The organism is uncultured Nitrospira sp. (assembly GCA_902500695.1).
GTDB lineage: Bacteria > Nitrospirota > Nitrospiria > Nitrospirales > UBA8639 > Nitrospira_E.
Genome location: CABVRQ010000011.1, coordinates 62,237 through 74,903, shown reverse-complemented (window position 1 = coordinate 74,903; position 12,667 = coordinate 62,237). Strand labels below are relative to the sequence as shown.

Sequence of the window (12,667 nt, the reverse complement as noted above, 5' to 3'; positions counted from 1 at the left end):
TCATTCGCCGACGAAGCTGCCCCCTTCATCAATGGGAAATTGACTCTTGAAATCAAAAAACGGAGGAAGTTAAAAAAAATGAAAGAAAACGGAGGGTGCACTGCAAACGACCTGCAGGAAAGAACCTATTTCAAAAAGGACTTATGGGGCGCACTCCGGACATTCTTTCCGCTCAACAGAAGCATGAAACTCCGATGAGGTGAGAGGAAAAACTTGGTCGCACGTTTCGCAATAGCGAATTTCAAAAAAAGGTACGCCGTCCTCATTGATCTCACAAGGTAATAATAAATCTATGGGATCAAATCCTAGCGTTTTTTCATCAGGAAACTTGACCACGGCAAGGCGAACGTTAAAAAATTCAAATATCCCCTCCTTGCCCTTATACCGATCTTCATGACCCATCACATACAGGGGCTGGCCTTTACGTTTAAGCCGAAGATCCTTTAAGGTTCGCTCGGTCTCGGAGGCACAAAAAAATTCCTGAGCTGGGCTTAGCTCGCTCATCCTGGCAAACTCCCTCTGTCGTATGTATACATCAGACTAATCCTTTCGCATATAGCTGGACCAGCTTGTAGCATGGCCTCAAAAAGGAGGTCAAGGCGGATGGAGTTGACAGATCATTCACAACGGAGGCGTATCGTATGGCTGACATCATCATTTATCACAAACCAACCTGCTCCACCTGCCGGCAGGTCATCAAATTAGTTGAGGAAAGCGGACAACCCTTTACAGCCATTAACTATTACGAAAAAACTTTTTCCAAATCCACGCTTAAAGGGCTCCTCAAAAAGGCCGGGATTAAATCATCAGAAATCATCCGAAAAAAGGAAGAGTTATATAAAAAGCTGAACTTACAGGACTCACAATTCACCGATGATGAATTGCTAGACATCCTCATTAAACACCCAGATCTCATCCAACGCCCTCTCGTCCAAAAAGGGGACCAAGCGATCCTCGCCCGGCCTCCGGAAACAGTTAGCAAAATTCTTTAAAGGAGTCTTGGCAGGGGAAAAAGCGGGGCTTATAGTCAAAATGGCCGCTGGATAGAATCTGAAGCCGCACTGCCAAAATAGTCGGTTTTGAGGAATTGGTAAGCTTCGATAATACGCCGCAGTTCCGGCTCGGAACTGCGGTCGCCTTGCCGAATATCAGGATGTATCTTCTTCGCCCGCTCTCGAAAGGCTCGAGTCACCACTGGCAAAGGACTTCCAAACTCAACCCCTAGCACTTCATAGGCGTGGACAGACGAACGAATTTCTCCACGAACAGAAGTGGGCTCTCCCTCCCCTCCTCCACCTCCGGCAGCCTTAAAGAAATTAAAGAGATTGATCTTGTGTCGTCGACGGCGGGGACGTTGCCTTATTTCGCTTTCAAACTCTTCAAACCGGTCTTCAATAAACTCTAACCGTGATTCCAAGCGCTGGGCGGTAGTCAATTCGGTAATATCCTCCAACTCCCCCTCAACCAGCCCCAACATCCGGTCAACCTCCATCAACCCCTCTTCAACATGCAAATAGGCCTCTGTCCGCTCTTGAAACATTGTTTCAATTGCAAAGTCCAAGCTTTGCTCAGATTGGTCGCGTAGCTTCGAAATCCGCCGACTCATGCCAGCCACAAATTTCCGTCGATTGTGCTCATTTAACGCCATAATGCCAATGCTCAAGGAAAATTTTGACCCAATTGTAACACAAGTGCCCACTAGTCAAGCGTATTGTTATTACCTGAAAGAGAGCCTATAGGCTTAAAATAAGTGATTAAAAGCTGGGTTTGCCCCTCACCTTGATGATTGGTATCCTGTCTACCTTTGAGCGCACGACCCTAGAAGATCATACGGGGAGAAGAACGCGAGTTATCCCCAAAATATCAAACTTCATTCTGCCTATCCTAAATTTGCATTGAAGGAGACTTTCATGAATCACTACCGGCTTATTTTGGGAAGTAGCATTATCCTCTCCACTCTTCTTGCGCCACCTGCCTGGTCTGCAAACCCTGCCGGCTATGGCACCGCAGGCGGTGAATTCAACATTAAAATCTCCCGAGTCCCCTCGAATGAGATCGCCAAAGCCAAATCGACGAAACCTCCTATTGAATCCACCCCGGAAATCCTGGCCGAAGGAAAAGAAATTTTCATGGGACGTGGAGGATGCATTAGTTGTCATGGGGCCGAAGGAAAAGGGGATGGGCCGGCCGCAAAAAACCTTCCCATTCAACCGAGAAATTTTACTAATCCGAAGTTTAACACCTATCGAACACCTGGTGAAATGATGTGGGTCCTCAAAAACGGAAGTATGGGACAGACCGGCCGGGTGCCTGGAACCGGGATGCTTCCTGTTGTCCAACCCAAAGGATTCATTTCGGAAGCGGATGGATGGAAGGTGTTGCTGTATGAACGAAGCCTCGGTGACCAACAAAAATAGTATTTCCCCCTAACTTAATGAATTGTTCCACAGAATGCAGCACCTCCACCATTTATTATCCTGATCACGTTGAGTGAAAATCCTTTATGTCTGAATCCATAACAGAGCGCAAACCCAATCGGCTAAGTCACGAAACCAGCCCTTATCTCCTTCAGCATGCCTACAATCCGGTAGATTGGTTCCCCTGGGGCGCGGAGGCGCTGAGTCTGGCAAAGAAAGAGAATAAACCAATTTTGCTCTCCATAGGCTATTCAGCCTGCCATTGGTGCCACGTCATGGAGCGGGAATCGTTTGAGAATCAGGCCATCGCGGAACTGATGAACCGGTATTTCGTGAATATCAAAGTGGACAGGGAAGAACGGCCGGATTTGGATGAAATCTATATGCAGGCTACCACTGCCATGAACCAGGGTCACGGTGGGTGGCCTATGACCGTGTTCCTCACCCCCGATCAGGAGCCAATTTTTGCGGGAACCTATTTCCCTCCTACAGACCGCTATGGTCGTCCTGGATTCGGATCAATTCTGACAAACATTGGGGAAGGGTGGAAGAAAGATCAATCTAACATCGCTCAACAAGCCAGTCGATTCACGACACGTCTGCGAACCGCTTTGCAACCTGCATCTCCGCTTGCCGTTGGGGCAGCCGAAATTGAAGATGCCGTCAAGCAATTTGCCCGTGATTTTGATACACGTTATGGGGGATTTGGACGAGCGCCCAAGTTTCCACCCGCCACCGGCCTCTCATTTCTCTTGCGCCAATACCACTGGAGTCGTGAGAAAAAAATACTCGCCATGGTCACCAAAACTTTGGATGGCATGGCCGCAGGCGGCCTGTACGATCATATCGGTGGCGGATTTGCGCGCTATTCCACGGATGATGAATGGTTAGCCCCCCACTTCGAAAAAATGCTGTATGACAATGCCCTCCTCGCACGGACCTACGTTGAGGCCTTTCAAGTCACAGGGGAAAATCGATATCGCCAGGTCGCCACGGAGACCTTAGATTACATTTTGCGAGAAATGACTGCACCGGAAGGCGGGTTTTATTCGGCGACAGATGCGGACAGCGAAGGAGTAGAAGGCAAGTTCTTCGTATGGACGCCGGAACAGATACGTGAAATCCTCCCGAATGAACAAGACGCCACTCGCTTCTGCGCCTATTACGACATCACCGAGGAAGGCAATTGGGAACACACCAACATCCCACGCACAACAAAATCACTAGAAACGGTCGCAGAGGAATTAGGCTGTTCCAGCGAAGACTTACGAGACACGATCACCCGTGTGGGCCCGAAAGTGTACCAGGCTCGCCTGAAACGTATCCCACCTGGACTTGATGATAAAGTCATCACTGCCTGGAACGGCATGATGATCGGGACGATGGCCGAAGCCGGTCGCGTATTCAACCATCAACCCTATCTGGATGGGGCCATTCGGGCCACCGATTTTCTTCTGTCCACACTTTCACGTCCCGAGAGCCGGCTATGGCGCACCTATCGTGCAGGGCACGCCCATCTCAATGCCTGCCTGGAAGATTATGCCTATGCGACCGAAGCCATGATCGACGTCTATGAAGCCACTGGGCAGGAACGGTACCTTCATGAGGCAGTCTCGTTAGCTGAACGTATCGTGGAAGATTTTGAAGATCGGGACAACGGTGGATTCTTTACCACCCCCACCGATCATGAAGCCCTAATTATCCGGGGACGGGAAGGCGCCGATGGAGCAACTCCCAGTGGAAATGCCGTGGCCGCGTCGGCTCTGGCCCGCTTATCATTTCACGATGATCGCGACGACTTTCGGAGAGCCGCGACCAATGCCATTCGAACCTATGGGCAGCAAATCGGACAAATGCCAAGAGGGTTTCCCAAAAGTCTCATGGTCATTGACCTCCTATTACGGGGCCCGATCGAGTTGGCCCTCGTAGGAATTCCTGGCGATAAGCTATATGACCAACTCCGTTCAGCGGTGAATGCGTGTTTTGTGCCTTACCGCATTTTGGCCTATAAGCAGGATCTGGATGGTGAACAGACTCATCCCCTATTGGTCGGAAAGACTCTGACACATGGGAAATCCGCGCTCTATGTCTGTAAAAATTTTGCCTGTCAGGCTCCGATCACCGATCCTCAAGAGGTCGTTGACGCATTGAGCCATCCCCAGGAGACCACCACCTCACTCACAAAAGAACCACCCCTGCAAGCACTGACCAGCCAGGGTCTGTCCGGACATGCCACTCCTCAGGGAACGGGGCAGTACGTAGCCAGAATCCTTGCCAGCCCACAGGATTCTCGCCCTTCCTCTCATGGATATACATCTTTGGGTTCAACCGGATTGACGACTTCTCGCATAGGCTTTGGTGGTTACCGGATCAATGTTGGAGTCGAAGACCACCGAAAGGCACTTGAAAAGTCTTTGCAAGACGGGTGCAACCTTATCGATACCTCTACCAATTATACCGACGGTGGGAGCGAACGTTTGGTCGGTGTGGTGCTTAAGGATTTTATTGCTAAACAGGTTGTCTCTCGTGATGAGGTCATCGTGGTCTCAAAAATCGGCTATGTGCAAGGAAATAATCTTGCGCGCGCTGAATCCAGGGAACAAGCCGGCCACCCGTTTCCCGAAATGGTCAAATATGGCGAGGGCATCTGGCATTGCCTCCATCCTTCGTTTCTAGAAGAACAACTCGTTCTGTCTCTGGACCGCCTGGGACTGGAAACCCTGGATATCTGCCTCCTGCACAATCCAGAATATTTTTTGTCTGATGCCAAAAACCGGAATTTGTCGATTGATCCCATCAGGCTTGAAGATCTCCGACAGGAGTTCTATCGGCGTCTGCAACAGGCTTTTACCTATCTGGAGACACAAATCGCCGCAGGCCGGTTGCAATACTATGGGGTCTCCTCCAATACCTGCACAGCCAAACCCGATAATCCCGAAGCCACCTCACTCTCTCGCATGCTCAATGCCGCAGAAGCCGCCGCAAAGCATGCCGGCATTTCGCACCATCATTTCCGTATACTTCAACTCCCGATGAATCTGTTTGAATCGGAAGCTCTGCTCACGCCCAATACCGGTCCAAAACAGTCGCAAACGGTCTTGGCATTTGCCCAGGAAGCCAACATTGCTGTCCTGGTGAACCGGCCACTGAATGCCATCCCTGGAAAAGGCGGAGGCATGATCCGTCTCGCCGATCCCCAGGTGGAAATATCCAACACGAATTTTGATTCCCAGCAGCCAAAAGTCGCCGCATTGGAACACGACTACAAGCAGGTGTTAGCACCCCAGATCCCCAAACCGGAAAAAGGGGCTGCTCCGCTGGACTATTTTAACTGGGCCGAAGAACTGAAACGAATTCGTCCGTCCATCCAAAATCTTGAGCACTGGGACCAAATCGAATCACAAACGATTGCCCCACATGCCAATCAGGTCTTCCAACTGCTCACCCGACATTTCGCAGGCAAACAGGAAGAAGAACAAATATGGGAATCATGGCGGGATCGGTATGTTCCGGAACTTGTCTCTCTCCTCAAGGTCATGCGTATGGAGGCCGCGCAAACAAGTGCCAAAAAACTCTCTGAAATCAGACGGATCATCGACCCTTTAATACCGGAAACCAAACGAGAGGAACCCTTTTCCCGTAAAGTCCTCTGGGCGGTTGCCAGTGCCCCAGGTGTAAGCTGTGTGCTTAATGGCATGCGACATCCTGTCTATGTCGATGACTCGCTGGGCGTCCTGAAATGGGAACCGCTCTCTCAACCCCGAGCGCTATTTGAAGCCATTCATGCATCCAAGATTCCCTGATGCTCCATCCGATATCATTAATAATTTGAAAATGAAACCAAGTTTCATTATTGCCAAAAAACTCTAACATTTGATAAGTTGGTCTTATGGAAACAATTGGACAATTAATCGGGCTCGGTGCGATTGCAGGGGTTTTCCCGATTTATCTTGGCATTGCCTTGGCCTTGATCGTTGCAAAGGCCATGAGCAGGGCTTGGGAAGGCTATTTAACCGGAATTGCCACCGGTGTACTTGTTTATCTCTTTTTTGACCTCATGCACGAAGCCGTAGAATTCACCGGCGCGACGGATCCGCTATCCTGGGTCGCCTTTCTCGGCAGTTTATTGGTCGGGTTTGTGGGGCTGGTGCTCATTGAGCAACGCCAGCAGGGCAGGAACCGGACGGAACCCTCAAAGCTGTTTCTACCCTATATGATCGCCTTAGGAATGGGTCTCCATAACTTGGGCGAAGGCCTAGCGATCGGCGCCGCCTATATGCAGGGTGCATGGGTCTTAAGTGGGGTCCTGATTATGGGTTTCGCTTTACACAATGGAACAGAAGGATTTGCTATTATCGGCTCAGCTGGAAAATCAAGACCAAGTCTCAAAGATATCATTTTGATGGGATTGTTAGCAGGTCTGCCAACGTGTCTTGGAACTTTGATCAGCGGATTCGCAGTATCCCCCTACTTTACCATCATGTTTTTTGCGTTAGCTGCGGGCTCGCTGTTATACGTCATCTTTTCCTTGACCACGATTTTCTACACCGCCACACGCCGGGTCCAATCCGCCTATGGGGTCTTCACGGGTATCAGTCTCATGTTCCTCACTGCCATGGTTCTGCAGATAGTCAGCGGCATCCGCACGTAAGAGGGCGGCTAGCTCAAACCCAGCATTCCTATGAAATTCGGTAGCCAACAAGGTGGTCGCTGCTGAACCTTCTGAACGACCACCCCCATTCTGTTTACACAATAAAAAGCGGCCAGTCTTTTCCTCTCAGATTTTGAAGCTCGTCATCAGAACTCACGTTGTCCAGCATTGGTATGACCTTTCGAGACCCCATCGTATTTCCTCCCTCACTCGTGAAAATTTCTCGATACCTCCCAATGTCTCTTAACTAATCCTGCTCACACACATGGGGATATTCCCTTACCAACTGTTCATAGATGGTCGGGTCTAGTCGAGCCTGCCGCAAGAATCTGGCTTTTGACAATTGGAGGAGAGTCATGTTGTCAAGAGCCTGAAGATTAGCCTCCTGCAAATCCACCTGAATCAGGGAAGCCTTTTCAACATTCGCACCCCGTAAATTCGCTTGCTTGAGATTGGCCTGCGCCAGATCAGCACTACCCAGATTGGCACCAGCGAGATCTGCCTGACCCAGATTTGCCTCTCGAAGTTTACATCTTTCCAAATTGGCCTCGGTGAGTTTTGCACCTTGCAAATTGGCCAGGTGAAGATTTGCTTCACGCAGATTCGCTTTAGTCAGATCGGCCCCTGTCAAATCCGTTTTGGCTAGATGCGCCAGCTCAAGATTCGCCCGTACGAGTATGACCCGGAGAAGGTCAGCGTCACTCACATTCGCGTTTTCCAGGTTTGTCCCGGTCAAATTCGCTTCCAACAAACTGGACTCTGTCAAATTTGCCCCGGATAACATGGCACCTGAAAGATTCGCCTGATTGAAATTGACATCTTGGAGATTGGCACCATCCAAATCAACACCAGATAATTCCATTTTGGAAAAATTCCCACCACTCAAATCTACGCGCTTGGAAGGATTCGCCTTTCTCCATGCATTCCAGACATCCACACCCCCCTTAATGAGCTTCAATTGCTCTTGATTTGCCATGAGACTCCTTTAATGCCGACAACCCGTCTTTTAAAATATTTTATCCGTGGCTTAACCGTATATCCTTAACAGTGACTTAAAACAATAATACTCTTCTCTTCCCGACATACAGGAAAAGATCCAACTCCTGAGGAGTTGACGGACACGAGAATTCTATCGTAGATATCCCAGATGGACTCACAAAGTGGATTGAAGGCCAAGCATGAGCACGACCCTGCCCCACATGGCAGGTTACGGTAAAACCCTGTTTATCGATTCCTTATCCGAGTCCAATTGGCCCATTCCTCTCTCCACATACCTGGTCCAGCTTGAACCTGGAGCAGGCCTCCCTCTCTCGCTGTTCTCACCGTCATGTCGTCCGAACCGGGAGTCGCGGTGAACCAAACCGCCCCATCGCGATCAGTCCGGTATAAAGGAAGGCCTCGCTTTTCATACGCATCAAGCACCTCGGGAGCTGGATGGCCATACCGGTTATGAGCACCAACCGAAACAACCATCGCTTCAGCTTGAAGTCGATTCACCCACTCACGGTTCAGGGAACTTTTTGCTCCATGATGGGGCACTTTCACGATGCGAGCAGAAAAACCATTGGAAACCTGCAGTAATTCATCGAGAGATTGCTGTTCCACATCGGCCGTGAACAAAAATGAATGCTTCCCGCACTCGAGCCTGGTAACCAGCGATCGATTATTGAGATCCTTTCCACTAGACCCTGTCCAGGATCCATCCCTCTCTGCCCGTTGGCTGCGGGAAGGGCTCAGCACAATCAGAGAACAAGGTCCTGGGCTGACAATGACAGTTCCTGCCGTAGGTATCCGTTCCTGAAGCCCGGAAGATTTTACCGCCAAGCGGAGGCGAGAAAAAAATCGTTCCGGCCGGGAGACGCCATTATCCCAATACTGTCCTACTTCAAACGTGTCCAATACCCACGGTAATCCGCCGACATGATCCCATTGCGGATGCGTCGCAACCACATGATCCAGCCGCCGGATACCCTGATTCCAGAGATACGGCCCGATGACCGCACGTCCCATATCCAATCGTCGATAGGATGGTCCGCCATCGATCAACACGGTTTGACCGTCGGGTAATTCAATGAGGGTGGCATCACCTTGCCCCACATCCAGGAACGTGACTCGCACGGTTCCCGGATCCCACCCGGTGCGTGGCGACCATCCCCACCACAGCAGAATCGCGAGCAGGATTGTGCCACACCCCCATCGGATCAGATGCCGATGCCACAGGGCCACAACCCCAGCCAGTATTCCCCAAAAGACGATCATTGAACTCAAGCTCGGCGACGCGACATACCAAGTCGCTCCCGGTATATGTGAGAGCATCATCACGACCTGTGCGAGCCAGTCAAAGACCCATTGATTCACACTGGCCATAGGAAGAGTTTCTCCTCCCCCTACTAGGACAAGCATTCCTGACAACAGACCTAGAGGAATCATCAACGCGCCAACCAAAGGAACAATCACCATATTGGCAAATAACCCCAGCCAGGGTATTTGATGAAAGTTATGGGCGACCAAAGGCAAGGTGGCCAAGCTGACTGCGAGGGTGATCAGCCAGGCTAGCACGGCCTTATGCCAGAGACCCACGAGCCAGGTCGGCTGTGCTGGCGGGAAGGCTGCATCTAATCCCGATAGGTTGGATTCCTTCTGTTTTCGGACAAGAACCACAAGGGCAATTGCCGCAACCGAGAGATATGATAACTGGAATGAAATATCCTGAATGGCCTCCGGATGCGGCAATACCATAAAGAGCGCGGCTACGGCTAACGCCGGCACCAGATTGCGCTCCCTTCCCAACCATATGCCAACGCAACACACCACGATCATGATCCATGAACGGACCGTCGCCATTTCCGCCCCAGCCAGCAAGGTATAAAAGGAAACGGCCGGCAATGTGATGAGGACCGCAAAGCGGGTGGCAGTAAGTCGCAACGATAGTCGCTCCAGCCAGAATATTGGTAAATGGCGAAATGCCCATCGCGCCCCGGCAAAAATCAACAAGGCCAATAACCCTAAATGAGACCCAGAGATCGAGAGAATATGCACGGTTCCGCTAGCCATAAATGCGTCTCGAATGTCCGACTCAATATAACTTTGCTCTCCTAATACCATCCCGAGAAATAATCCCAATGCAGGATTTCTGAGACTGGACACTGCCGAATGATGAATTGTTTGGCGCCAGTGATCGACAACACCTAAGATCAACTCACGGGTGGTCCGAACTTGGGTGCCCTGGACCCTGATGGCTTCGGGACCTTGCACGGACGCGACAGCATGAATCCCTTGCCGTTTCAGATATTGCCCAAAATGAAACCCGCCAGGGTTCATTGTTCCATAGGGTTCCCGTATTCGGGCAATGAAGGCAACGTGATCCCCGTAGATCAATGAATATTCCCCGGGTTCCCGCCAGGTTAGACGGATTCGGCCATGAGCTACCTGCTCCTTTCCCTGCCTCACCAATCGAGTCGCCTCCACCAGCAAAATGAGCCCATCTGGAGTCTGCCGGACTGGGGCCACAATGGCTCCTTCAATAAAAATGGGTTGTTCCTCGACCACAACAACTAGATTCGAATCCAACTGAGCGGTCCCTGCCCAATGTGCATGACCGATTCCTCCTACCACAAGCGCAAATAGGATAAATCCTGTCTGTCGAGTGACACGTTTTTGTTGTTCAAACCAGGTGAGGATACACCCAAAACTAAGAAGAGCCCCCAGAAGTGACAGGGGAAACAAGGTAAGAAACGGACCAAGCCAAAGCCCGGTGAGGTAGGACACCACTCCAAGGAGTATCACATAAGACAGCGCATATGGTTCATGAAGCTCATCTCAAGGGCCGTAAGGTATCCTTACTCAAAGACCCCATAATTAAGCGCAGGGTACTGCCTTCCACCGTCTTCAAAGGACCTCGCCCATAAAAGAGCGCCGGGCTTAACCCGACTGGTTGAGGCTGGTAAGAAAGCAGGCCATATCGATCATTACGTCTATTCATCCTCAATGCCAAATCATTCATTAGAGCAGACGACTGAAATACGGGTGGGAGACCTTCTCATCCTTACTGAATGCAGGACTTCACCACTGTGATTAAATCTTCCGCAATCTCCTGAATAACCAGGCTATCTTGACCTTCAACCATCACTCGCAGCAACGGTTCCGTACCGGAATAGCGTACAAGGATCCGTCCGGTTCCATTCAGTACGCGCTCTTTGTCTTGAATCGCCTGCTGTAACTGTGGAAGGGTCTGCAGGTCCGGTTTACGCGGAACGGTGACCCCCACCAACACCTGAGGCGTGGAATGCATACACATGGCAATTTCCGACAGTGGCTTTTGAGCCCGCTGCATCAACTTCAGCATTTGTAAGCCGGAGATCATCCCATCCCCGCTCGTATGATAATCCAAAAAGATCATATGGCCGGATTGTTCTCCACCCAGATTATAATTTTCAGCCACCATCCGCTCTAAAATGTATCGATCCCCCACTGCCGTTCGTATCAGATTGATACCAGCTTCTCGCATGCAGACCTCAAAACCAAAATTACTCATCACGGTTCCCACCACCGTATTGTGTCTTAATCGGCCTAGTCTCTTGAGGTCAAGAGCAAAAGCCGCCAGGGCATGATCCCCATCGACCACCTGTCCTTGTTCGCAGACAAACAACGCCCGATCCGCGTCTCCGTCCAGGGCAATACCGAGGTCAGCCTTCCTATCTCGAACCATCTGCTGTAATCGCTCCGGGTGCACAGCACCGCACCCGTCGTTAATATTGAGCCCGTCCGGTTCATTGCCCATCACCCAGACCTTCGCACCCAGTTCACGAATGACCTTTGGGAAAACATGATATGCCGCTCCATGGGCACAATCCAAGACAATTCGCATATTCTGGAAATCCATTTCACGGGGAAGCGAGCGCTTGACGAACTCAATATATCGTCCTTCTGCATCATCAATGCGATAAGCTTTCCCGATGGCTTCGGCCGTCGGTCGAATATGCTCAATTTCATTCGAGAGAATAAGGTTTTCCATACGATGCTCCAGTTCATCCGGCAACTTCATCCCGTCATTCGAAAAGAATTTGATGCCATTATCCTGATAAGGATTGTGAGAAGCAGAAATCATCACTCCGGCATCGGCTCTCAAGCTACGGGTCATGAACGCGATGGCAGGGGTCGGTAAGGGACCGACTAATAAGACATCCACACCCATGGAGCATAGTCCGGCAGTTAAGGCCGACTCCAACATATACCCGGACACACGAGTATCTTTGCCAATGATGATTTTATGTCGTCCATCACCTTTACGAAAAACATGGGCTGCTGCCCGTCCTAATTTCATCGCCATTTCGCTAGTCATCGGATCCAGGTTCGCGACCCCACGCACCCCATCCGTACCGAATAGTTTCCCCATGTGGTTCCCTTTTCTTTTTTAGTAATTGGCGCAGGCCACAAAACCATTTGAATAGAGGAGACTTTGTCCTGTCTCTCCACTCACAAGCGAATCAACAGTTTGGAAGAGAAATTCAAAAAATTCACTCTAATCAAAGACAGTCATTCTACGGCGTTACCCAGAGGGCGATCTATTGGACATATATGGCGCATCACGACGGTTATA

At 50.4% G+C, this 12,667-nt stretch carries 9 protein-coding genes; 4 read left to right on the top strand and 5 right to left on the bottom strand.

Annotated elements, in window-relative coordinates; all coding sequences use genetic code 11:
• Nucleotides 1–141: 141 nt before the first annotated feature.
• Nucleotides 142–504, bottom strand: coding sequence for a hypothetical protein (locus AAH187_RS04750; RefSeq protein WP_342347287.1), 363 nt, complete (start codon nucleotides 502–504; stop codon nucleotides 142–144).
• A gap of 137 nt (nucleotides 505–641) precedes the next feature.
• Between AAH187_RS04750 and arsC the strand changes: the two genes are divergently transcribed.
• Complete coding sequence (gene arsC / locus AAH187_RS04745; protein ID WP_342347286.1) at nucleotides 642–992, top strand: arsenate reductase (glutaredoxin); 351 nt, start codon at nucleotides 642–644, stop codon at nucleotides 990–992.
• 35 nt (nucleotides 993–1,027) lie between these two features.
• Here arsC and AAH187_RS04740 read toward each other — a convergent pair whose 3' ends face one another.
• Nucleotides 1,028–1,648, bottom strand: coding sequence for a DnaJ domain-containing protein (locus AAH187_RS04740; protein ID WP_342347285.1), 621 nt, complete (start codon nucleotides 1,646–1,648; stop codon nucleotides 1,028–1,030).
• A 262-nt stretch (nucleotides 1,649–1,910) separates the two neighbouring features.
• Here AAH187_RS04740 and AAH187_RS04735 point away from each other — a divergent pair, with 262 nt between their 5' ends.
• The 3 genes from AAH187_RS04735 to AAH187_RS04725 all read left to right on the top strand — a co-directional run bounded on the left by AAH187_RS04735 (nucleotide 1,911) and on the right by AAH187_RS04725 (nucleotide 7,068).
• Entirely contained in the window at nucleotides 1,911–2,417 is a 507-nt protein-coding gene (locus AAH187_RS04735; RefSeq protein WP_342347284.1) for a cytochrome c, read from the top strand.
• Nucleotides 2,418–2,503: 86 nt separating this feature from the next.
• Nucleotides 2,504–6,220: an aldo/keto reductase gene (locus AAH187_RS04730; protein ID WP_342347283.1), complete on the top strand. Its 3,717-nt coding sequence runs from the start codon at nucleotides 2,504–2,506 to the stop codon at nucleotides 6,218–6,220.
• An 86-nt stretch (nucleotides 6,221–6,306) separates the two neighbouring features.
• Complete coding sequence (locus tag AAH187_RS04725; RefSeq protein ID WP_342347282.1) at nucleotides 6,307–7,068, top strand: zinc transporter ZupT; 762 nt, start codon at nucleotides 6,307–6,309, stop codon at nucleotides 7,066–7,068.
• 247 nt (nucleotides 7,069–7,315) lie between these two features.
• On the opposite strand, the gene AAH187_RS04720 is transcribed toward AAH187_RS04725, so the two are convergent.
• The 3 genes from AAH187_RS04720 to glmM form a co-directional block, all read right to left on the bottom strand.
• Nucleotides 7,316–8,044, bottom strand: a complete 729-nt coding sequence (locus AAH187_RS04720; protein WP_342347281.1) for a pentapeptide repeat-containing protein — start codon at nucleotides 8,042–8,044, stop codon at nucleotides 7,316–7,318.
• Nucleotides 8,045–8,292: 248 nt separating this feature from the next.
• Entirely contained in the window at nucleotides 8,293–10,854 is a 2,562-nt protein-coding gene (locus tag AAH187_RS04715; protein WP_342347280.1) for a DNA internalization-related competence protein ComEC/Rec2, read from the bottom strand.
• 259 nt (nucleotides 10,855–11,113) lie between these two features.
• Nucleotides 11,114–12,463: a phosphoglucosamine mutase gene (gene glmM / locus AAH187_RS04710; RefSeq protein ID WP_342347279.1), complete on the bottom strand. Its 1,350-nt coding sequence runs from the start codon at nucleotides 12,461–12,463 to the stop codon at nucleotides 11,114–11,116.
• Between the last annotated feature and the right edge of the window lie 204 nt (nucleotides 12,464–12,667).

Coding starts and splice junctions, on each gene's coding strand:
- arsC (WP_342347286.1), top strand. CDS start 642: ATGGCTGACATCATCATTTATCACAAACCAACCTGCTCCACCTGCCGG.
- AAH187_RS04730 (WP_342347283.1), top strand. CDS start 2,504: ATGTCTGAATCCATAACAGAGCGCAAACCCAATCGGCTAAGTCACGAA.
- AAH187_RS04720 (WP_342347281.1), bottom strand. CDS start 8,044: ATGGCAAATCAAGAGCAATTGAAGCTCATTAAGGGGGGTGTGGATGTC.
- AAH187_RS04750 (WP_342347287.1), bottom strand. CDS start 504: ATGAGCGAGCTAAGCCCAGCTCAGGAATTTTTTTGTGCCTCCGAGACC.
- AAH187_RS04725 (WP_342347282.1), top strand. CDS start 6,307: ATGGAAACAATTGGACAATTAATCGGGCTCGGTGCGATTGCAGGGGTT.
- glmM (WP_342347279.1), bottom strand. CDS start 12,463: ATGGGGAAACTATTCGGTACGGATGGGGTGCGTGGGGTCGCGAACCTG.
- AAH187_RS04735 (WP_342347284.1), top strand. CDS start 1,911: ATGAATCACTACCGGCTTATTTTGGGAAGTAGCATTATCCTCTCCACT.
- AAH187_RS04740 (WP_342347285.1), bottom strand. CDS start 1,648: ATGGCGTTAAATGAGCACAATCGACGGAAATTTGTGGCTGGCATGAGT.